The 20628-nt window shown below is 68.3% G+C and carries 15 protein-coding genes and 1 pseudogene; 15 read left to right on the top strand and 1 reads right to left on the bottom strand.

What is annotated here, in order from left to right:
- Positions 1-66 precede the first annotated feature (66 nt).
- From BM297_RS10370 to BM297_RS10395, 6 genes are all read left to right on the top strand, one after another.
- On the top strand, positions 67-5310 hold the full coding sequence (locus tag BM297_RS10370) for a DNA repair ATPase (RefSeq protein ID WP_092430983.1): 5244 nt from the start codon (positions 67-69) through the stop codon (positions 5308-5310).
- Between the two features lie 152 nt (positions 5311-5462).
- Positions 5463-6623, top strand: a complete 1161-nt coding sequence (locus tag BM297_RS10375; RefSeq protein WP_092430985.1) for a GGDEF domain-containing protein — start codon at positions 5463-5465, stop codon at positions 6621-6623.
- A gap of 53 nt (positions 6624-6676) precedes the next feature.
- Entirely contained in the window at positions 6677-7216 is a 540-nt protein-coding gene (locus BM297_RS10380) for a YaeQ family protein (protein ID WP_092430987.1), read from the top strand.
- Between the two features lie 115 nt (positions 7217-7331).
- Complete coding sequence (gene recJ, locus BM297_RS10385; RefSeq protein WP_092430990.1) at positions 7332-9047, top strand: single-stranded-DNA-specific exonuclease RecJ; 1716 nt, start codon at positions 7332-7334, stop codon at positions 9045-9047.
- Between the two features lie 104 nt (positions 9048-9151).
- Entirely contained in the window at positions 9152-10258 is a 1107-nt protein-coding gene (locus BM297_RS10390; protein WP_092430991.1) for an NADH:flavin oxidoreductase/NADH oxidase, read from the top strand.
- A gap of 92 nt (positions 10259-10350) precedes the next feature.
- Positions 10351-11061: a tellurite resistance TerB family protein gene (locus BM297_RS10395; protein WP_092430993.1), complete on the top strand. Its 711-nt coding sequence runs from the start codon at positions 10351-10353 to the stop codon at positions 11059-11061.
- Between the two features lie 6 nt (positions 11062-11067).
- Here the strand turns inward: BM297_RS10395 and BM297_RS10400 are convergent, their stop codons facing one another.
- A complete protein-coding gene (locus BM297_RS10400) occupies positions 11068-11973 on the bottom strand; it encodes a LysR family transcriptional regulator (RefSeq protein ID WP_092430995.1) in 906 nt (301 codons plus the stop codon).
- A 171-nt stretch (positions 11974-12144) separates the two neighbouring features.
- On the opposite strand from BM297_RS10400, the gene BM297_RS10405 reads away from it, so the two are divergent.
- The 9 genes and pseudogenes from BM297_RS10405 to rpoS form a co-directional block, all read left to right on the top strand.
- Positions 12145-13257 (top strand): S-(hydroxymethyl)glutathione dehydrogenase/class III alcohol dehydrogenase, encoded by a 1113-nt coding sequence (locus tag BM297_RS10405; RefSeq protein WP_092430997.1) that lies wholly within the window; start codon positions 12145-12147, stop codon positions 13255-13257.
- Positions 13258-13416: 159 nt separating this feature from the next.
- Positions 13417-14262, top strand: a complete 846-nt coding sequence (fghA, locus tag BM297_RS10410; protein WP_092430999.1) for an S-formylglutathione hydrolase — start codon at positions 13417-13419, stop codon at positions 14260-14262.
- A gap of 105 nt (positions 14263-14367) precedes the next feature.
- The gene (gene ispF / locus BM297_RS10415) at positions 14368-14841 is read left to right on the top strand and encodes a 2-C-methyl-D-erythritol 2,4-cyclodiphosphate synthase (protein ID WP_092431002.1); all 474 of its coding nucleotides are present in this window, start codon (positions 14368-14370) and stop codon (positions 14839-14841) included.
- Positions 14838-15908 carry a tRNA pseudouridine(13) synthase TruD gene (gene truD, locus BM297_RS10420; protein ID WP_092431007.1) on the top strand — a complete coding sequence of 357 codons (1071 nt, stop codon included), beginning with the start codon at positions 14838-14840 and terminating at the stop codon, positions 15906-15908. Before ispF ends, truD begins: the two co-directional genes overlap by 4 nt.
- Positions 15896-16642: a 5'/3'-nucleotidase SurE gene (gene surE / locus BM297_RS10425; RefSeq protein ID WP_092431013.1), complete on the top strand. Its 747-nt coding sequence runs from the start codon at positions 15896-15898 to the stop codon at positions 16640-16642. Before truD ends, surE begins: the two co-directional genes overlap by 13 nt.
- 32 nt (positions 16643-16674) lie before the next feature.
- Positions 16675-17310 (top strand): protein-L-isoaspartate(D-aspartate) O-methyltransferase, encoded by a 636-nt coding sequence (locus BM297_RS10430; protein ID WP_092431354.1) that lies wholly within the window; start codon positions 16675-16677, stop codon positions 17308-17310.
- Between the two features lie 29 nt (positions 17311-17339).
- The gene (locus tag BM297_RS10435) at positions 17340-18278 is read left to right on the top strand and encodes a polyprenyl-phosphate transporter (RefSeq protein WP_092431018.1); all 939 of its coding nucleotides are present in this window, start codon (positions 17340-17342) and stop codon (positions 18276-18278) included.
- A gap of 59 nt (positions 18279-18337) precedes the next feature.
- A complete protein-coding gene (locus tag BM297_RS10440; protein ID WP_092431023.1) occupies positions 18338-19159 on the top strand; it encodes a peptidoglycan DD-metalloendopeptidase family protein in 822 nt (273 codons plus the stop codon).
- Between the two features lie 242 nt (positions 19160-19401).
- Positions 19402-20262, top strand: a pseudogene (rpoS, locus tag BM297_RS10445) (RNA polymerase sigma factor RpoS); the annotation flags it as partial.
- Positions 20263-20628 lie beyond the last annotated feature (366 nt).

Below are 20628 nucleotides of genomic sequence, written 5' to 3' on the forward strand. Positions count from 1 at the left end.
ACACGAACTCCTCATCCGGCGCGGCCTTGGCCGCGCCCCGTCACGTAACCTTCAGGAAGAACAACGATGTCGGATGCCCAGGACGCAAGCCGCGAACAGGACATGGTGGATCAGGCCGTCGCCCAGGGCGGCGCCTACGAGGTGCTGCAGCGGCGCCTCGCCGAGCAGGGCCAGCGCCTGCGCCAGGGCAGCGATGCGCTGAATGCCCAGCGCCTCGCCGAGTTCGGCGCCAGCGAGATGGCGGTGCTCGGCCGGGTGCGCATCCGCACCGAGAACAACTGCATCGCCCGCGATATCGTCCAGGTCGGCGACTGCCTGCTGTTCGGCTACAACGTGTTCCTCGGCCTCAAGCCGGAAACCCGCATCGAGGACGTGTTCTCCCTGTACCGCCTGACGGCAGAGGCCGAGGGCTACGAGGCCGAGCCGCTGCCGCTGGAGGGCAGTTTTCTCGGCCAGGCCAGCTTCGTGCAGGACTTCCGCGAGCTGTACACCTACTACAAGAACACCCGCCTGCTGCAGCTGGTGGTGCGCGACGGCAAGCTGCTGGCCAGCTTCCAGATCGGCGAGCGGCTGACCGACATCCGCGTGTTCCGCTGGTCGATCGCGGTGGACGGCGGCGAGGTGCGCTACATCGACAACCGCGGCGAACGCGACATCGCCCTGCCGGCGCCCTACGACTTCGAGTGGCAGAAGGCCACGCGCGAGATGGTGGTCAACGGCCGCCATCCGCATCTGAACATCCTCGATACGGTGTTCGTCGAGACCATCGGCGGCGACCTGACCATCAAGATCGAGAACAACACCGAGGACGGCCTGGGCATCTACCGCGAGGCGGTGGTCGACCAGACCCAGTCGCTGGACGACGCACAGATCGAGTTCGCCCGCCTGGGCAGCCTGATCCTCCTCAAGGTGCTGCCGTACCGCGAGGAGCAGTGGCGCTACCTGGTGTTCAACGGCCTGACCCGCCAGGTCGAGCGCATCGACGCCATCGGTCAATCCTGCGTGCAGCTGCCCGAGGACCACGGCATCGTCTTCCCCGGCGGCTACTACCTGCAGAACGGCGAGTCGAGGACCTTCGAACAGCCGATGGCCGGCATGCGCTTCAAGCGCGCGGTGCGCTCGCCCAACGGCGAGGACGTGCTGTACATCTTCTACCAGCCGGAGGAGGGCCGTGCGGCGCTGTTCACCTACAACCTGATCGAGCGCCAGCTGCACAGCCCGATCTTCGGCCACGGCTACGCGCGCCTGGAGGACGGGCGCATGGTGATCTTCGCCGCCGAGGGCGCGGAGCCGACGCGCATCCACCCGATGCAGATCTGGCAGACGCCGTTCGCCAGCGTCGAGTTCGCCGCCCGCCAACCGGCGCGCAGCGGCTTCCTCGGCCGCATCGGCAACGCCGAGCTGGTGCGCGGGGTTTCCGAGCTGCGCAACCTGTGCCGCGAGATCGACGCCCAGGCGGTGTCGGTGCAGCGCTACAGCCAGCTATGCCAGGCCGTGCGCCGGCTGTTCGACGCCCACCACTGGCTGGGCGCCGCCGAGGTCGGCGAACTGGCGCCGCTGCTGCGCGAGATCGCCGCCACCGCCGAGCGGGTGCTCGACGAGTTCGAGAAGGTCGAGAGCATCCGCCAGCAGTCGGCGCGCGCGATGGCCGAGGCCGAGACCCGCCAGCAGGCGCTGCTCGCCGGCCTGCACGTCGACAGCTGGGACGTGGTGGCGGCCTTCGTCGAGGCGCTGAACGCGCTGACCGCCCAGCGCGGCCTGCTGCTGACCATCCGCGACTACCGCTACATCGATGTGGCGCGCATCGACGCCATGGAGAGCGCGCTGCTCGAGGCCCAGGCGCAGGTCGCCGCGGCCACCGCGCGCTTTCTCGCCGGTGAGCGGGCGCTGCAGCCCTACGTCGAGCGCCTGACGCAGCTCGACGCGGCGGCGCAGCAGGCGCCGAGCGTGGCGCTGCTGGCCGAGCCGCTGGCCGGCCTGCAGACGATGGCCGCTGATCTGGACATGCTGTCCAACCTGATGGCCAGCCTGGCGATCGACGACGCCACCGAGCGCACGCGCATCGTCGAGGCGATCTCCGAGCTGTACGCCCGTCTCAACCAGGCGCGCGCCCGTGCCGAGCAGCGCCGCAAGGGCCTCGGCTCGGCGGAGACGGTCGCCCAGTTCGGCGCCCAGTTCAAGCTGTTCGGCCAGGGCATCACCAGCGCCCTTGGCCAGGCCATCGACCCCGAGCGCTGCGACGAGCAGCTGGCGCGCCTGCTGCTGCAGCTGGAGGAGCTGGAAAGCCGCTTCGGCGAGCAGGAGCAGTTCCTCGCCGACATCCTCGCCAAGCGCGAGGAGCTGCTGGAGACCTTCGAGACGCACAAGCAGGCGCTGCTCGACGAACGCCAGCGCCGCGCTCAGGGCCTGCAGGAGGCGGCGCGGCGCATCCTCGACAGCCTCAGTCGGCGCACCGCGCGCCTGGCGAGCATGGAGGAACTCAACGCCTTCTTCGCCGCCGACCCGCTGATCCTCAAGCTGCGCGACCTGGCCGTGCGCCTGCGCGAGCTGAAGGACAGCGTCAAGGCCGACGACCTGGAGGCGCGTCTCAAGGGCGCCCGCGACCAGGCGGTGCGCGCCCTGCGCGACAAGAGCGAGCTGTTCGAGGAAGGCGGCAACCTGATCCGCCTCGGCCGCCATCGCTTCAGCGTCAACGCCCAGGAGCTGGACCTGACCCTGCTGCCGCGCGGCGAGCAGCTGTGCCTGCACCTGACCGGCACCGACTTCATCGAGCCGCTGGTCGATGCCGAGCTGGAGGGGCTGCGCGCGTTCTGGCAGGCCAGCCTGGAGTCGGAGTCGGCCGAGCTGTACCGCGGCGAATACCTGGCCGGCGAAGTGCTGGCCGCCGCCGAGCGTGGCGAGGGCGGACTCGATCTGGATCGCCTCAAACTGCTGCTCGCCCAGCCCGAGGCGCTGGTGCGCGCGGTGCGCGAGTTCGCCGCGCCGCGCTACAAGGAAGGCTACGAGAAGGGCATCCACGACCAGGACGCCGCCGCGATCCTCGCCTGCCTGCTGCCGCTGACCGGCAGCGCCGGGCTGCTGCGCCACGCGCCGCTGCCGCGCGCCTTCGCCTGCCTGTGCTGGGAGCGTCTGCGCGGCCAGGAGCAGCCGGCGCAGTGGCCGGAGCGGGCGCGCACCAGCCGGCACATCCGCCAGCTGTTCGGCCGCGACGACGGCCTGCGCAGCCTGCAGGGCGAGATCGCCGCCGCGATGCAGGCCTTCCTCGCCGAACAGCCGCTGGGCCTGGACGCGACCGTGGTGGCCGAGGCCGCCGAGTACCTGGTGCAGGAACTGGCCGCCGAGCGCGTCGAGTTCACCTTCAGCAAGTACGCCCGCCAACTGCAGGACGCCCTGCGCGCGCGGCTGGTCGAGGCGCGCATGTGGGACGACTACCGCCAGGCGCTGGCGCGCCTGGGCGAGCGTCCGGCGGCGCAGTGGACGCTGGCGCTCGACTGGCTGCACGGCCTGTGCGGCCAGGCCGAGTTCGCCGCGCTGGCCGCCTACGCACCCGAGGCGGCGGCGCTCGAGCTGCTCGGCGAGGACCTGCCGCGCCGGGTCACCGAGGTCGACCTGCGCTTCACGGTGGAGGGTCTGCTCGGCGAGCACCCGCGCATCCGCGAGCAGCGCCTGGAGCTGGCGCTGGACGAGCTGTTCGCCCGCCTGCGCGCCCACCGCGAGCACTACCTGCCGGGCCTCACCCGCTACCAGGCGCTGCGCCAGGCGGTGATCGCCCGCGAGCGCACGGCGCTGCGCCTGGCCGAGTTCAAGGCCCGTCCGCTCAGCTCCTTCGTGCGCAACAAGCTGATCAACGACGTCTACCTGGGCTTCATCGGCGACAACCTGGCCAAGCAGATGGGCAGCGCCGGGGAGAACAAGCGCAGCGACCTGATGGGCCTGCTGATGCTCATCTCGCCGCCCGGCTACGGCAAGACCACCCTGATGGAGTACGTCGCCCACCGCCTAGGGCTGATCTTCATGAAGATCAACGGCCCGGCGCTCGGCCACGAGGTGCGCTCGCTCGACCCGGCGCAGGCGCCCGACGCCACCGCCCGCCAGGAGCTGGAGAAGCTCAACCTGGCGCTGGAGATGGGCAACAACGTGATGCTCTACGTCGACGACATCCAGCACACCCACCCCGAGTTCCTGCAGAAGTTCATCTCGCTGTGCGACGGCACCCGGCGCATCGAGGGGGTGTGGAAGGGCCGCACGCGCACCTACGACATGCGCGGCAAGAAGTTCTGCGTGGTGATGTCCGGCAACCCCTACACCGAGTCCGGCGAGGTGTTCAGGATTCCCGACATGCTGGCCAACCGCGCCGACATCTACAACCTCGGCGACACCCTCGGTGGTATGCAGGAGGCCTTCGCCCTCAGCTACATCGAGAACGCGCTGACCTCCAACCCGGTGCTGGCGCCGCTGGCCACCCGCGACATGGCCGACCTCTATCGCCTGGTGGCCAGGGCCGAGGGCCGCGAGTTCTCCGCCAACGAACTGTCGCACGCCTACAGCGGCGCCGAGCTGGACGAGATCACCGCCACCCTGCAGCGCCTGATGCAGGTGCGCGACGTGGTGCTACGGGTCAACCAGCAGTACATCGCCAGCGCCGCCCAGGCCGACCAGTACCGCACGGAGCCGCCGTTCCGGCTGCAGGGCAGCTACCGCAACATGAACAAGATGGCCGAGAAGATCAGCGCGGTGATGAACGACACCGAGCTGCTGCAGCTGATCGCCGACCACTACCAGGGCGAGGCCCAGCTGCTCACCAGCGGCGCCGAGGAGAACCTGCTCAAGCTCGCCGAGCTGCGCGGCAACCTGACGGCCGAGCAGGCGGCGCGCTGGGGGCAGATCCGCGCCGACTTCCGCCGCGCCAAGGCCATGGGCGGCGGCGAGGCCGACGTCGGCGTGCGCGTGGTGGCCCAGCTGCGCGACCTGGCCGACGGCGTGCAGGGCCTCGGCGCGAGCCTGGCGCAGCCGCCCGCGCCGATTCCCTGGGCCGAGCTGCTCGCCCGCCTGCAGGCGCTGGCCGAACAGCGCCCGCAGGTCGAGGTGGCCGTGGCGGCGCCGCCGCAGGCGGACATCCAGGGTCTGCTCGAGGGGTTGGCGCAGTCGCTGCAGGGCAGCTTCCTGCCGCTGCTGCGCACCATCGAAAAGAAGGGTGACATCGGCCTGCGCATCCACAAGCACCTGCACGATCTGTCCCGGGACATGCGCGAACTGCGCCTGCGCCACGGCCGCGAGGTCCGCGACGAGACGGAGGACATGCCTGGCTGAAGGGCCGATTTGCAGAGGCGATCAGGACATGCGGAGGGGAGCCTCTGGCGTCGCGGGGCGTTCCGCCCGTAGAGTGTGAGCTGGCTCACCGTTTCCCGCGGGCAGACGCCATTCCAAGCCGTCCCTGGCCAACTCATCACGCGAGTCTGCGCATGACCCTGCATCTGCCGACCCTGCTGCTGCTCGACATCTGCGTGCTTGCCCTGCTCGGCGCGTTGATGCTGCATGCCTGGCGACGCAGCGAGAACGAGGCGACCCTTGGCTGGATGGCCGGCATGTTGCTGCTGGCCTCGCTGGGCACCCTGGTGGTGAGCCTGCGCGGCATCGGGATGGACAGCCTGTCCATCGTGCTCGGTCAGGCGCTGCTGCGCCTGGCGGCGGGGTTTGGCTGGACGGCGATGCGCGTGTTCGCTGGCCGGCGACCCTGCTGGCCGGCCATCGTCGGCGGTGCTCTGCTGTGGGCTCTGCTGTGTCTGTGGCCGCATTTCATGAGTTCGCTGCCGTGGCGGGTGACGATCGTCACCCTGCTCACCGTCCTCTACAGCGTCATGGCGGCCTGGGAGCTGTGGCGCGCGCGTCGCCAGCTGCAGGCGGCCATCCTGCCGGCGGTGGCGTTGTCGCTGATGCATGCGCTGTTCTGCGCAAGCCTGCTGCTGGTGGATAGCGGCCAGGCCATCGAGCGGGTGTGGAGCGGGCTGGACGACAGCTTCGTGACCTGGCGCTTGCTGGAGGCCTTCCTGTTCGCGATCGGCATCGCCTTTGTCACCCTGGCCATGGTGCGCGAGCGGGCTGAAGTGCGTTTGCGCGCGGTGGCCAACTGCGATCCGCTGACCGGCATCGGTAACCGGCGCGCCTTCATGGCCAGCGCCGAGGCCCTGCTGGCGGACTGCCGGCGCACGGAGCGCCCGGCGGCTCTCCTGCTGTGCGATCTCGATCACTTCAAGCTGGTCAACGATCGCCATGGCCATGCCATGGGCGATGCGGCGCTGATCGGCTTCGGCCGCGTGCTGAGCCAGAGCATCCGCCAGTCCGATGTCTGCGGCCGGATCGGCGGCGAGGAGTTTGCCTGCCTGCTGCCCGATGCCAATGCCGCGCAGGCCGAGCTGGTGGCCGAGCGCATCCGCCTGGAGTGCAGCGAGCTGATGCCCGATCCGGCGCTGTGCTTCAGCGTCAGCATCGGCGTCGCCGAGGTGGCCCAGGCCGGCTACGAGCTGCCGCGCTTGCTGGCGCTGGCCGACCAGGCGCTGTACCGGGCCAAAGCCAACGGGCGCAACCGGGTCGAGCATTACGCCGCACAGCCGCTGCCAGCCTGAGCGCTGATTCGGGTTACACTGGCGACCTTTCCCGATCAGCCAAGAACCCGCCCATGGCCCTGCAGTCAACGCCCTACAAAGTCGACATCAACCTCACCGATCTGGACCGCAGCGTCTACGAGAACCTGCGCTTCACCGTTGCCAAGCATCCTTCGGAAACCGAGGAGCGCATGGCGGCGCGCCTGATTGCCTATGTGCTGTGGTACCACGAGCAACTGTCGTTCGGCCGTGGTCTGTCGGATGTCGACGAGCCGGCGCTGTGGGAGAAGAGCCTGGACGGCCGCGTGCTGCACTGGATCGAGGTCGGCCAGCCGGACGCCGAGCGCATCACCTGGTGCTCGCGGCGCTGCGAGTGTTTCAGCCTGGTCGCCTACGGCAACCTGCGCGTCTGGCAGACCAAGGTGCTCGATGGCGTGCGCAGCCTGAAGAACATCAACGTGGTGGCCGTCGACCAGGCCGCACTGGAGAACCTGGCCAAGGATATGCCGCGCGCGATCAGCTGGAGCGTGATGATCAGCGACGGTTCGCTGTTCATCACCGACGAGCGCGGCCAGCACGAGGTGCCGCTCGAATGGCTGGTCGGCGAGCGCTGATCGCCCCCTTGTCCTGAACGAGCCGATGCATTGGCGCTGGCGCTGTTGCTGCCGCCGATGACTCGGTGCCTGCCGGCACGCTTTTCCCGCAACACAACCGAGTACCGACCGCCCCATGCGCATCGAACCCCGCCCGCTGCCTGACGTCCTGCCCGACCTCGGCGATCTGCCGCCGCTGCTGACCCGCCTGTATGCCGCCCGCGGCGTGCAGTCCGCCGCCGAGCTGGACAAGGCGCTGGCGCGGCTGATCCCGTATCGCCAGCTGAAGGGCATCGATGCGGCGGTCGAGCTGCTGGTGACCGCGCTGGAGCAGGGCCAGCGCATCGTCATCGTCGGCGACTTCGATGCCGACGGCGCCACCGCCAGCAGCGTCGGCGTGCTGGCGCTGCGCCTGCTGGGTGCCGCGCATGTCGACTACCTGGTGCCCAACCGCTTCGAGTACGGCTACGGTCTGACCCCGGAGATCGTCGCGGTGGCGCTGGACAAGCAGCCGCAACTGCTGGTCACCGTGGACAACGGCATCTCCAGCATCGACGGCGTGGCGGCGGCCAAGGCGGCCGGCCTCGCGGTGCTGGTCACCGACCACCATTTGCCCGGTCCCGAGCTGCCGGCGGCCGATGCCATCGTCAATCCCAACCAGCCGGGTTGCAGCTTTCCGAGCAAGGCGCTGGCCGGGGTCGGGGTGATCTTCTACGTGATGCTCGCCCTGCGCGCGCGGCTGCGCGAGCTGGACTGGTTCGCCCGCCGCGGCCTGGCCGAGCCGAACCTGGCCGAGCTGCTCGACCTGGTGGCGCTGGGCAGCGTCGCCGACGTGGTGCCGCTGGACGCCAACAATCGCATCCTGGTCCACCAGGGCCTGGCGCGCATCCGCGCCGGCCGGGCGCGCCCGGGGCTGCGCGCAGTGCTCGAGGTGGCCGGCCGCGACCACCGGCGCATCACCTCCACCGATCTGGGCTTCATCCTTGGCCCGCGCCTCAACGCCGCCGGCCGGCTCGACGACATGAGTCTGGGCATCGAGTGCCTGCTCTGCGAGGACGAGGCGCTGGCCCGCGACATGGCCCAGCAGCTCGACCAGCTCAACCACGACCGCAAGGCCATCGAGCAGGGCATGCAGCGCGAGGCGCTGGCCCAGCTCAAGGAACTGAAGGTCGAGGAGCTACCGTTCGGCCTGTGCCTGTTCGACGCCGACTGGCACCAGGGGGTGATCGGCATCCTCGCCTCGCGCCTCAAGGAGCGCTACCACCGCCCGACCATCGCCTTCGCCGATGCCGGCGACGGCGTGCTCAAGGGCTCGGCGCGCTCGGTGCCCGGCTTCCACATCCGCGATGCGCTGGACGCGGTGGCCGCCTGCCATCCGGGGCTGATCAGCAAGTTCGGCGGCCACGCTATGGCCGCCGGCCTGTCGCTGCCGCAGGCCAACTTCGGCGCCTTCGCCGCCGCCTTCGATGCCGAGGTGCGTCGCCAGTTGGTCGAGGACGATCTGACCGGTCGCCTGCTCACCGACGGCCAGCTGGCTGCCGACGAGTTCCGCCTCGACCTGGCGCAACAGCTGCGCCAGGCCGGGCCGTGGGGCCAGCACTTCGCCGAGCCGCTATTCCATGGCGTGTTCGAGATCGTCCAGCAGCGCATCGTCGGTGAGCGCCACCTCAAGCTGGTGCTGAAGACCGAGTGCGGTGGCGCCCAGCTGGACGCCATCGCCTTCAACGTCGACCGCGAGGTCTGGCCCAACCCGACCATCCGCTGGGCCGAGGTGGCCTACAAGCTGGACGTCAACGAATTCCGCGGCCAGGAGAGCGTGCAGCTGCTGGTGGCCCATCTGGAGCCGCGCTGAATAAGACCGAGGGTTCCCACGCTCCCGCGCCAGCATGCCCCCTTGATTCTCCCCGCCGTCGGCGCAATATCCGCAGGATAACGGACGACCTGCGGAGCAACACCATGATCCAGCTGTTCCAGCCGCTGACCCTGCGGCAACTGACCCTGCCCAACCGCATCGCGGTCTCGCCGATGTGCCAGTACAGTGCCCGCGACGGCCTGGCCAACGACTGGCATCTGGTCCATCTGGGCAGTCGCGCCACCGGTGGCGCCGGGCTGGTCGTCGTCGAGGCCACTGGCGTCACTCCCGAAGGGCGGATCAGCCCGCAGTGTCTGGGCCTGTGGTCCGACGAGCAGATCGAGCCGCTGCGGCGCATCACCCGTTTCATCGATAGCCAAGGCTCGGTCGCCGGCATCCAGCTGGCCCATGCCGGGCGCAAGGCCGGCACCTGGCGGCCGTGGTCGGGCAAGGCGGGCTCGGTGCCGCTGGAGGAGGGCGGCTGGATACCGCTGGCACCCTCGGCGATCCCTTTCGACGAAAACCATCACACCCCGCAGGCCATGAGCCGCGAGCAGATCGCCGCGCTGGTACAGGACTTCGCCCGCGCCGCCGAGCGCGCCCTCCAGGCCGGCTTCAAGGTGGCCGAGGTGCATGCCGCCCACGGCTACCTGCTGCACCAGTTCCTCTCGCCGCTGAGCAACCAGCGCGACGACGAGTACGGCGGCAGCTTCGCCAATCGCACGCGGCTGCTGCTGGAAGTGGTCGATGCGGTGCGTGCGGTGTGGCCGGCCGAATTGCCGCTGCTGGTGCGCCTGTCCGCCACCGACTGGCTGGACGGCGGCTGGAGCGAGCTGGAAACGGTCGAGGTCTGCCGCCTGCTCAAGGAGCATGGCGTCGACCTAGTCGACGTGTCCTCCGGCGGGCTGGCGGCCAACGCGCAGATCCCGATCGGCCCGGGCTACCAGGCGCGTTTCGCCGAGCGGGTGCGCCGCGAGGCGGGCATCGCCACCGGGGCGGTGGGCCTGATCACCGAGCCGGCGCAGGCCGAGCACGTGCTGCGCAGCGAGCAGGCCGACCTGGTGTTTCTCGCCCGCGAGCTGCTGCGCGATCCCTACTGGCCGCTGCGTGCCGCCGAGGCGCTTGGCCATCGCCTGCCCTGGCCGCCGCAGTACGTGCGCGCCGCCCAGCGCGACACGCCGATCCGCGACATCAGCGAGCAGTTGGACTGATTGCTTGCTTGCGCCGACTTTTTTCGCGACCGCCGGGTGCCCCCGGCGGCCCGCATCCGTGTCATCGGACGATTCCCCCCAGGAGAGTGCTCATGGATACCCGCAGTCTGCTCGACCAACTGCTCAAGGCCGTTCCCGGCCTGTTGGGCAATGCTGGCAACAGCTCGCAACCGCGCAACGGAGAACGCTCGGCTGACAGGGACAGCGGGCTGGGCAGCCTGCTCTCCGGCGCGGCGGGCGGAGGACTGGCGGCCGGCGCCATCGGCCTGCTGCTGGGCAGCAAGAAGGCCCGCAAGCTGGGCGGCAAGGCGCTGACCTACGGCGGTCTGGCCGCGCTCGGGGTGATGGCCTATAAGGCCTACGGCAACTGGCAGCAGCAACAGCAGGTCGCCGCTACCGGTGCGGCTCCCGGCGCCCCGCAGACCGTCGACCGTCTGCCGCCGGCGCAGGTCGAACAGCACAGCCACGCCATCCTGCAGGCGGTGATTGCGGCGGCCAAGGCCGACGGTCATATCGACGAGCGCGAGCGTCAGCTGATCGACGCCGAGGTGGCCAAGCTCAGCCACGACCCGCAACTGCTGGCGTGGATCGACCGCGAGCTGCACCAGCCACTCGATCCAGCTGCGGTGGCGCGTGCCGCGCAGACGCCGGAGATGGCCGCCGAGATGTACCTGGCCAGCCTGCTGCTGGTCGACGAGCAGAACTTCATGGAGCGCGCCTATCTGGACGAGCTGTCCCGCCAGCTGCGCCTCGATCCGGGGCTGCGCAGCGAGCTGGATCGCCAGGTGCAGCAGGTCCCGTAGCCTCGCTCAGTCGGAGCAGCCGGCCTGGCGGTACTCCGCCAACTCGCCGAGGCGCTGCCTGAGAAAATCCACCAGCTGGCGCACCTTGGGCGACAGGTTGCGCTGCGGCGGATGCAGTGCCCAGACCGCGGTGTTCGGCGGACGGTGTTGGTCCAGCAGGGCAACCAGTGCGCCGCTGTGCAGGTGCTCCCGCACGTAGTAGTCGGGCAGCTGGCACAGGCCGAAGCCGCGCAGGGCGGCGTCGAGCACCGCGGCGCCGCTGTTGCAGCGCCAGTTGCCCTGCACGCGCAGCTGGGTTTCCCGGTCGTCCTCGGCGAACGTCCACAGGTCGCTGCTGCCGACCAGGCAGTTGTGTCGCGCCAGATCGCCCAGGCTCTGCGGCGTGCCGGCGCGCTCGAGGTAGTCCGGTGTGGCGCACAGGTACATCTCCCGCGGGGCCAGGCGGGTGGCCACCAGGCGCTCGTCGCCCAGGCGGCCGAGGCGCACGGCCAGATCGAGGCCCTCGTGCAGCAGGTCGAGGGGGCGGTTGGTCAGCTGGATCTCCACGCCGAGCTGCGGGTGCAGGGCCATGAACTCGTTGACCAGCGGCACCACGAAGCGCTCGCCGTAGGCCACCGCGCAGGTCATGCGCAGCAGGCCCTTGGGTTCGGCGGACAGGTCGCTGACCGCGCGCCAGGCCTCGTCGCGGGCGTCGAGCAGGTTGCGACAGTGCTGCAGGAAGGTCTGCCCGGCTTCGGTCAGGCTGACCTTGCGGGTGCTGCGATACAGCAGGCGGGCCTGCAGGCATTCCTCGAGGCGGGCGACCTGCCGGCTGACGTGCGAGGAGGAGACGCCGAGGCGCTCGGCGGCGGCGGTGAACTGGCCACATTCGGCTACGGCGACGAACTCGTCGAGTCCTTCCCAGCGGTTCATGGTCTTTCCTTTGGTGGAGCGGTTGGCGAAGGGGATTATCCCTGTACGGCAATAATATTTTGCCTGAACGCCGATTACTCGCCATCCGGCGCTGATCTAAACTCTATGCCATTCTTCGAAACCCGCAGCCGGTGGCTGCGGCGTCGGATCCATCGTTCCCAGGAGTTGCGCATGATCAAGTCGCGAGCCGCCGTAGCCTTCGCTCCCAACCAACCGCTGCAGATCGTCGAAGTGGATGTGCAGCCGCCCCAGGCCGGTGAAGTGCTGGTGCGCATCGTCGCCACCGGCGTGTGCCACACCGACGCCTACACCCTGTCGGGGCAGGATTCCGAAGGCGTGTTCCCGTGCATCCTCGGCCACGAGGGTGGCGGTATCGTCGAGGCAGTGGGCGAGGGCGTCACCTCCCTGCAGGTCGGCGACCACGTGATCCCGCTGTATACCGCCGAGTGCGGCCAGTGCAAGTTCTGCACCTCCGGCAAGACCAACCTGTGCGGCGCGGTGCGCGCCACCCAGGGCAAGGGCCTGATGCCGGACGGCACCAGCCGCTTCTCCTACAACGGCCAGCCGATCTACCACTACATGGGCTGCTCGACCTTCTCCGAGTACACCGTGCTGCCGGAGATCTCCCTGGCCAAGATCCCCAAGGAAGCGCCGCTGGAGAAGGTCTGCCTGCTCGGCTGCGGGGTGACCACCGGCATCGGCGCGGTGCTCAACACCGCCAAGGTCACTGCGGGTTCCACCGTGGCCATCTTCGGCCTGGGCGGCATCGGCCTGGCGGCGATCATCGGCGCCAAGATGGCCGGTGCCAGCCGGATCATCGGCATCGACATCAATCCGGCCAAGGAGCCCGTGGCCCGCGAGCTGGGCCTCACCGACTTCGTCAACCCGCAGGACCACGCCAAGCCGATCCAGGAAGTGATCGTCGAGATGACCGACGGCGGCGTGGACTACTCCTTCGAGTGCATCGGCAACGTGCAGCTGATGCGCGCGGCGCTGGAGTGCTGCCACAAGGGCTGGGGCGAGTCGACCATCATCGGCGTGGCGCCGGCCGGCGCGGAGATCAGCACCCGGCCGTTCCAGCTGGTCACCGGTCGCGTCTGGCGCGGCAGCGCCTTCGGCGGCGTCAAGGGCCGCAGCGAGCTGCCCAGCTATGTGGAGAAGGCGCAGAAGGGCGAAATCCCGCTGGATACCTTCATCACCCACACCATGGGCCTGGAAGACATCAACAAGGCCTTCGACCTGATGCACGAGGGCAAGAGCATCCGTACCGTCATCCACTTCTGAGTGAGCGGGGCGGGCGTGCTGCGCTCCTGTAGGAGGCGCGCCCTCGCGGCGATGCGGGCAGCAGGCCCGCCCGGGGTATCCAGAGCATCGCCCCGAGGTCGTGCCTTCCACATGAACGAGCCATTACCCGCGCCACACGCATCCGCCAGGAGCCCAGCCATGACCCTCGAACTGCTCTCCAGCCAGAAAAGCTTCGGCGGCTGGCACCACCGCTACCGCCACCACTCCGATACCCTGCAATGCGACATGGTGTTCGCCGTCTACCTGCCGCCGCAGGCGGAGCAGGGCAAGAAGCTGCCGGTGCTGTACTGGCTGTCCGGCCTGACCTGTACCGACGAGAACTTCATGCAGAAGGCCGGTGCGCAGCGCCTCGCCGCGGAGCTGGGGCTGGTGCTGGTGGCGCCGGATACCAGCCCGCGCGGCGCCGGGGTGCCGGGCGATCCGGACGGCGCCTGGGATTTCGGTCACGGTGCCGGCTTCTACCTGAATGCCACCGAGGAGCCGTGGGCGCAGCACTACCGCATGCACGACTACGTGGTGCACGAGCTGCCGGCGCTGGTCGAGGCCAGCTTCCCGGTCAGCGACAGGCGCGGCATCAGTGGTCACTCGATGGGTGGTCACGGCGCGCTGGTCTGTGCGTTGCGCAATCCCGGGCGCTACCGCTCGCTGTCGGCCTTCGCACCGATCGCCAATCCGAGCAACTGCCCGTGGGGCGAGAAGGCGTTTTCCCGCTATCTCGGCGCGGATCGCGACAGCTGGCGGCAATGGGATGCCTGTGCGCTGCTGGCCACCGCCAGCAAGCGCTTGCCGATCCTGGTCGACCAAGGCGATGCCGACAGCTTTCTGGCCATCCAGCTGAAGCCGGAAATGCTGCGCGCTACCGCCGCCGCTGCCGGTCACCCGTTGACGCTGCGTCTGCAGCCTGGCTACGACCACAGCTACTACTTCATCGCCAGCTTCATCGACGACCATCTGCGCCATCACGCCCTGGCGCTGAACGCCTGACATGGCAAGCGCCGTACGGTTTTCCATCCCGGCGCCGCTGATGGGACTCCTACCGGGCGCGAGTCCTGTAGAATCGCGCCCTGACTTTTCCAGGGCGTTTTCCTTATGCGTATCGGCCACGGCTACGACGTGCACCGCTTCGGCGAGGGTGACTTCATCACCCTCGGCGGCGTGCGCATTCCCCACACGTTCGGGCTCATCGCCCATTCCGATGGCGACGTGCTGCTGCATGCGCTGAGCGACGCGCTGCTCGGTGCGGCGGCACTGGGTGATATCGGCCGGCACTTCCCGGACACCGATGCGCAGTTCAAGGGCGCCGACAGCCGTGCCCTGCTGCGTCGCGTCCTTGCCCTGGTGCAGGCCAAGGGCTGGCGGGTCGGCAACGTCGACGCCACCATCGTCGCCCAGGCGCCGAAGATGGCCCCCCATGTCGAGGCGATGCGCGCCCATATCGCCGCCGATCTCGGCATCGCGCTGGATCAGGTCAACGTCAAGGCCACCACTACCGAGAAACTCGGTTTCACCGGTCGCGAGGAGGGCATCGCCGTGCATGCGGTTGCCCTGTTGGTCGCGGCATGAGTGGCGTGCTCGGCGAACTCGACCTGCTCGGCCCCACCGCCTGGGGCGAGCCCTGCGGCCATGCCGTGCTCAAGCACACAGCCGAGGATTTCCAGGTCAACGAGGTGCTGGACATTCCGCTGTCCGGTGCCGGCGAGCACCTGTGGCTGTGGGTGGAAAAGCGTGGCCTGAACACCGAGGATGCGGCGAAGCGCATCGCCCGTGCGGCCGGGGTGCCGCTCAAGGCAATCAGCTACGCGGGCCTCAAGGATCGCCAGGCGCTGACCCGTCAGTGGTTCAGCCTGCACCTGGCGGGCAAGGCCGATCCGGATCTGGCTGCCGCCGAGGGTGACGACCTGCGCATCCTCGAGCGCGCGCGCCACTCGCGCAAGCTGCAGCGCGGCGCCCATGCGGCCAACGGCTTCATCATCCGTCTGACTGCCCTGCAGGCCGAGCGCGAGGCGCTGGAGCAGCGTCTGCAGCGGATCGCCGCGGGCGGCGTGCCCAACTACTTCGGCCTGCAGCGCTTCGGCTTCGATGGCGGCAACCTGCACGAGGCGCGTCACTGGGCCGAGCGCAAGACCCTGCCGGAACAGCGCAACCGTCGCTCTCGGGTGCTCTCGGCGGCGCGCAGCTACCTGTTCAACCGTGTGCTGGCCGCACGCGTGGCCGACGGCAGCTGGAACCGCGCGCAGCCCGGCGACCTGCTGGCCTTCACCGACAGTCGCAGCTTTTTCCCCGCCGGCGAGGCCGAATGCAGCGATCCGCGTCTGGCCGCGCTGGATCTACATCCCACCGGGCCGCTGTTCGGCGGCGGCGAACTGGAAACCGGCGCTGCGGTGCGCGCGCTCGAGCAGCAGCTGCAGGCCGACGAGGCCGCCCTGGTGGGCTGGCTGGAGCAGGCCGGACTGGAGCAGGCGCGGCGTATCCTGCGCCTCCCCATCGGCGGGCTGACGTGGCATTATCCCGCCACTGACATCCTGCAACTGGAATTCGTCCTGCCGGCCGGCTGCTTCGCCACTGTGGTGGTGCGCGAACTCGTGCGCCTGCTGCCGACAGGACCTGTGGACACCCCATGCGAATATTGATCGCCAACGATGACGGCGTGTACGCGCCAGGGATAGTTGCGCTGCACCAGGTGCTGGCGGATTACGCCGAGTGCGTGGTGATCGCTCCCGATGCCGACCGCAGCGGGGCCAGCAGTTCACTGACCCTCGACCGTCCGCTGCATCCGCAGCGGCTGGACAACGGCTTCATCAGCATCAACGGCACGCCCACCGACTGCGTGCACCTGGGCCTCAACGGCCTGCTCGAGCATACCCCGGACATGGTGGTGTCGGGCATCAACCTGGGCGCCAATCTGGGTGACGACGTGCTGTATTCCGGCACCGTGGCGGCCGCCCTAGAAGGCCGTTTCCTCGACAAGCCGGCGTTCGCCTTCTCGCTGCTGTCGCGATTGACCGACAACCTGCCGGCGGCCGCGCACATCGCCCGGCGTCTGGTGGAGATGCACGACCAGCTCGAGCTGCCGCCGCGCACCGTGCTCAACGTCAACATCCCCAACCTGCCGCTGGAGCGCATCCGTGGTGTGCAGCTGACCCGCCTCGGCCACCGGGCGCGGGCGGCGGCGCCGGTCAAGTCGGTCAACCCGCGCGGCAAGGAGGGCTACTGGATTGCGGTGGCCGGGGATGCCGAGGACGGCGGTCCGGGTACCGACTTCCATGCGGTGATGCAGGGTTATGTGTCGATCACCCCGCTGCAGCTGGACCGGACCTTCCACGAGGCCTTCCGTGGTCTGAGCATTCTGGAGAATCTGCTGTGACAAGGGACGATCTGCAGCGCCGCGGGATCGGCATGACCTCGCAGCGCACCCGCGAGCGGCTGATCCAGCGCCTGCACGACGAGGGGCTGAGCAACGTCCAGGTCCTCGAGGTGATCCGCCGCACGCCGCGCCACCTGTTCGTCGACGAGGCGCTGGCGCACCGGGCCTACGAGGATACCGCGCTGCCGATCGGTCACAACCAGACCATCTCCCAGCCGTTCATGGTCGCGCGGATGACCGAGCTGCTGCTGGCCGGCGGTCCGCTGGACAAGGTGATGGAGATCGGTACCGGCTCCGGCTACCAGACCGCGGTGCTGGCCCAACTGGTCGAACGGGTGTTCTCGGTCGAGCGCATCCAGTCGCTGCAGGATCGCGCCAAGGAGCGTCTGCTCGAACTGAACCTGCGCAATGTGGTCTTTCGTTGGGGCGACGGCTGGGAGGGTTGGCCGGCCCTGGCACCCTACAACGGCATCATCGTCACCGCCGCCGCGGCCCAGGTGCCGCAGGCGCTGCTCGACCAGCTGGCCCCGGGGGGGCGGATGGTGATTCCGGTCGGCAGTGGCGACGAGCAGCAGCTGATGCTCATCGTGCGCGAGGGCGGCGGGTTTTCCCGCCAGGTGCTGGACCCGGTGCGTTTCGTTCCCTTGCTGAATGGCTCGGTATTCTGAGTCCCTCGTCTGTTTTACGGAAAAGACTGATGCGAAATTATTTCCTGCTGTTTGCCAAGGGCGTAGCCATGGGCGCAGCCGACGTGGTGCCGGGCGTGTCCGGAGGCACCATCGCCTTCATCAGCGGCATCTACGATGAGCTGCTGCGCTCGATTGCCGCGGTGCCCGGCGCCTTGCGCGAGCTCGTGCGCGGCAACCTGCGCCAGGCCTGGCAGACCGCCAACGCCAATTTCCTGCTGGTGCTGTTCGCCGGCATCCTCGGCAGCGTGTTCAGCCTGGCGCGAGGCATCACCTGGCTGCTGGAGCATCAGCCGATCGCCATCTGGTCGTTCTTCTTCGGCCTGATCGTGGTGTCGACCTGGCTGGTCGGTCGTGAGATCAGCCGCTGGAACTGGCCGAGCTGGCTGAGTTTCGCCCTCGGCGCCCTGTTTGCCTGGTGGATCACCGTCGCCGCGCCGATGCAGTGGGGGCACGACCCGCTGAGCCTGTTCTTCGCCGGTGCCATCGCCATCTGCGCGATGATCCTGCCGGGCATTTCCGGCAGTTTCCTGCTGGTGCTGATGGGGCTGTACAGCTTCGTCCTCGATGCCGTGAAAAGCCTGGATCTGGCGGTGCTGCTGGTATTCGCCGCCGGTTGTGTCTGCGGGCTGCTCAGCTTCGCTCGCCTGCTGAGCTGGATGCTCAACCATCTGCGTAACCTGACCCTGACCTTCCTGGCCGGTCTGATGCTCGGCTCGCTGAACAAGGTCTGGCCATGGAAGGAAACCCTGAGCTGGCGGACCGATAGCCATGGCCAGCTGCAGCCGCTACTGCAAAGCAACCTGCTGCCGGGCAGTTATGCCGACATCAGCGGCCAGGATCCGCAGTTGCTGCTGGCGGTATTGCTGGCGCTGGGTGGCGTGGCGCTGGTGCTGGGGCTGGAGTGGGTGGCCAAGCGGCAGCAGCGCCTGCCCGGGCAAGAGGCCTGAGTCGAGGCGATGAACAAGGTAATCTGCGCGAGCAGGAAGGACGGCGATGTGGGGCGGTTATGTTGAGAGGCAGTTTGCGGCTTGCGGTGTGCCTGGGAGCGAGTTTGCTGTTGGGGCTGCTGGGCGGCTGCGCGACATCGAGCGGCACCAGTGAGTCGATCGGCAGCCGGCCGGCGAGTGTGCCGACGCGCCAGCCGGTGACCCAGGGGCAATATCGGGTGCAGCGTGGCGATACCCTCTACTCGATCGCCAGCCGGTATGGCTGGGAGTGGAAGGCCCTGGCGGTGCGCAACGGCATCGCCCCGCCCTACACCATTCGCGTCGGGCAGCTGATCCGCTTCGGCGACGGCAGGGCGCAGGTCGCCAGTGGGGCCCCGTCGCCCGCGCCGGTCAGTCCTGGCCGCGCGCCATTGTCCTCTGCGAAAGGTGTGACGGCTCCTGCGCCACAGGCAACCCAGGCAGCGGCAGCCCCGGCAGCGGCGGGGCAGGCGGGCGCGCCGGCCATCTCCGCCAAGGGATGGGCCTGGCCGGCCAGCGGCCAGTTGATCGGTCTATTCTCTTCAAACAGCAGTTTGAACAAAGGCATTGATATAGCCGGCGAATTAGGCCAGCCTGTTCTGGCGGCATCTACAGGGAGTGTGGTATATGCCGGCAGTGGGCTCAGGGGATATGGTGAGCTAGTCATCATCAAGCATAGTGACACTTACGTCAGTGCCTACGGCCACAACCGCAGGTTGCTGGTTCGGGAGGGGCAGCAGGTCAAGGCGGGACAGAAAATTGCCGAGATGGGGTCGAGCGGGGCGGATCGGGTGAAGTTGCATTTCGAGATTCGTCGCCAGGGACAGCCAGTCGATCCATTGCAATATCTGCCGCGTCGCTGAACTGTCATCCTTTGCCGATAGCGTGAGGTAAACAGGCCTCGAGGCGCAGCGGGCCTGTTGTTGAACTCAGCAAAGGGAGCAGCACGATGGCAATTACAAGAAAAACGCCAAAAACGCCGGAGTTTGACAGTGACGATGAAGTACTCCTGCTGGAAGCAGGTATCGTCCCGGAAATGCTTTCGCCCGACGGCGAAGAGGACTGCGGCGAGGCGGTAGTCAGTTCGGCCAAGGTGGTGGGGACCAGGCAGCACAAGTTCGTCGACTACACCCGGGCGCTGGATGCGACCCAGCTCTATCTCAATGAAATCGGCTTCTCTCCCTTGCTGAGCCCGGAAGAAGAAGTCCATTTCGCGCGCATGGCCCGCCGCGGCGAAGCGGCCGGACGCAAGCGCATGATCGAAAGCAACCTGCGTCTGGTGGTGAAGATCGCCCGGCGCTACGTCAATCGCGGGCTGACCCTGCTCGATCTGATCGAGGAAGGCAATCTCGGCCTGATTCGCGCCGTCGAGAAGTTCGACCCCGAGCGCGGCTTCCGCTTCTCCACCTACGCCACCTGGTGGATCCGCCAGACCATCGAGCGGGCGATCATGAACCAGACGCGCACCATCCGTCTGCCGATTCATGTGGTCAAGGAGTTGAATGTCTACCTGCGCGCCGCGCGCGAGCTGACCCAGAAGCTCGATCACGAACCCACCGCCGAGGAAATCGCCACGCTGCTGGACAAGCCGGTGGCGGAGGTCAAGCGCATGCTCGGCCTGAACGAGCGGGTGAGTTCGGTGGATGTCGCTCTCGGTCCCGACTCCGACAAGACCCTGCTGGATACCCTGACCGACGATCATCCGACCGATCCGTGCGAGCTGCTGCAGGACGAGGACCTGGGGCAGAGCATTGATCAGTGGCTGTCCGAGTTGACCGAGAAGCAGCGCGAAGTGGTGATTCGCCGCTTTGGCTTGCGCGGGCACGAGAGCAGTACGCTGGAAGAGGTCGGCCGGGAGATCGGTCTGACCCGTGAGCGGGTGCGGCAGATCCAGGTCGAGGCGCTCAAGCGCCTGCGCGAGATCCTGGAAAGCAACGGCCTGTCCAGCGAGTCGCTGTTCCAGTAGGACATCCCGGCTCCAGCCAATAACAAGCTTCTTGTCTTGCACGTGAACCCGGCGCCCGCCGGGTTTCGTGCTTCTGGGCGGTCGCCGCGGTTCTTCCGCCTGGCTGTTGCCGTAAGTTCCGGGCGATTGGCGCAAGGATGTGTAAGTCATTGCTTACAAGGCGTGTAGGAGAGTGGCTGCAGGGGTTGCCGGTTTATATCCTTTCAGCTTGAAGGGCTTTTTAAGTGATTGTTTTTAATGTGTTTATTTTTAACGGGTGGATGTTTCCCGGCGCGGGCGGAGCTGGAGCCGCGGTTTGCGCAAGCTGCTGTGGAGGCTATTATCTCAATGCGTTCAGGGAATAACGCAGCCGGCAGGAAGCCGGTC

It is taken from the genome of Geopseudomonas sagittaria (genome assembly GCF_900115715.1).
In the GTDB taxonomy this organism is placed as follows: Bacteria; Pseudomonadota; Gammaproteobacteria; order Pseudomonadales; family Pseudomonadaceae; genus Geopseudomonas; species Geopseudomonas sagittaria.

What these genes read in the sequence shown, in the direction of transcription:
- BM297_RS10370 (WP_092430983.1), top strand. Translation starts at nt 67, where the DNA reads ATGTCGGATGCCCAGGACGCAAGCCGCGAACAGGACATGGTGGATCAG.
- BM297_RS10375 (WP_092430985.1), top strand. Translation starts at nt 5,463, where the DNA reads ATGACCCTGCATCTGCCGACCCTGCTGCTGCTCGACATCTGCGTGCTT.
- BM297_RS10380 (WP_092430987.1), top strand. Translation starts at nt 6,677, where the DNA reads ATGGCCCTGCAGTCAACGCCCTACAAAGTCGACATCAACCTCACCGAT.
- recJ (WP_092430990.1), top strand. Translation starts at nt 7,332, where the DNA reads ATGCGCATCGAACCCCGCCCGCTGCCTGACGTCCTGCCCGACCTCGGC.
- BM297_RS10390 (WP_092430991.1), top strand. Translation starts at nt 9,152, where the DNA reads ATGATCCAGCTGTTCCAGCCGCTGACCCTGCGGCAACTGACCCTGCCC.
- BM297_RS10395 (WP_092430993.1), top strand. Translation starts at nt 10,351, where the DNA reads ATGGATACCCGCAGTCTGCTCGACCAACTGCTCAAGGCCGTTCCCGGC.
- BM297_RS10400 (WP_092430995.1), bottom strand. Translation starts at nt 11,973, where the DNA reads ATGAACCGCTGGGAAGGACTCGACGAGTTCGTCGCCGTAGCCGAATGT.
- BM297_RS10405 (WP_092430997.1), top strand. Translation starts at nt 12,145, where the DNA reads ATGATCAAGTCGCGAGCCGCCGTAGCCTTCGCTCCCAACCAACCGCTG.
- fghA (WP_092430999.1), top strand. Translation starts at nt 13,417, where the DNA reads ATGACCCTCGAACTGCTCTCCAGCCAGAAAAGCTTCGGCGGCTGGCAC.
- ispF (WP_092431002.1), top strand. Translation starts at nt 14,368, where the DNA reads ATGCGTATCGGCCACGGCTACGACGTGCACCGCTTCGGCGAGGGTGAC.
- truD (WP_092431007.1), top strand. Translation starts at nt 14,838, where the DNA reads ATGAGTGGCGTGCTCGGCGAACTCGACCTGCTCGGCCCCACCGCCTGG.
- surE (WP_092431013.1), top strand. Translation starts at nt 15,896, where the DNA reads ATGCGAATATTGATCGCCAACGATGACGGCGTGTACGCGCCAGGGATA.
- BM297_RS10430 (WP_092431354.1), top strand. Translation starts at nt 16,675, where the DNA reads ATGACCTCGCAGCGCACCCGCGAGCGGCTGATCCAGCGCCTGCACGAC.
- BM297_RS10435 (WP_092431018.1), top strand. Translation starts at nt 17,340, where the DNA reads ATGCGAAATTATTTCCTGCTGTTTGCCAAGGGCGTAGCCATGGGCGCA.
- BM297_RS10440 (WP_092431023.1), top strand. Translation starts at nt 18,338, where the DNA reads ATGTTGAGAGGCAGTTTGCGGCTTGCGGTGTGCCTGGGAGCGAGTTTG.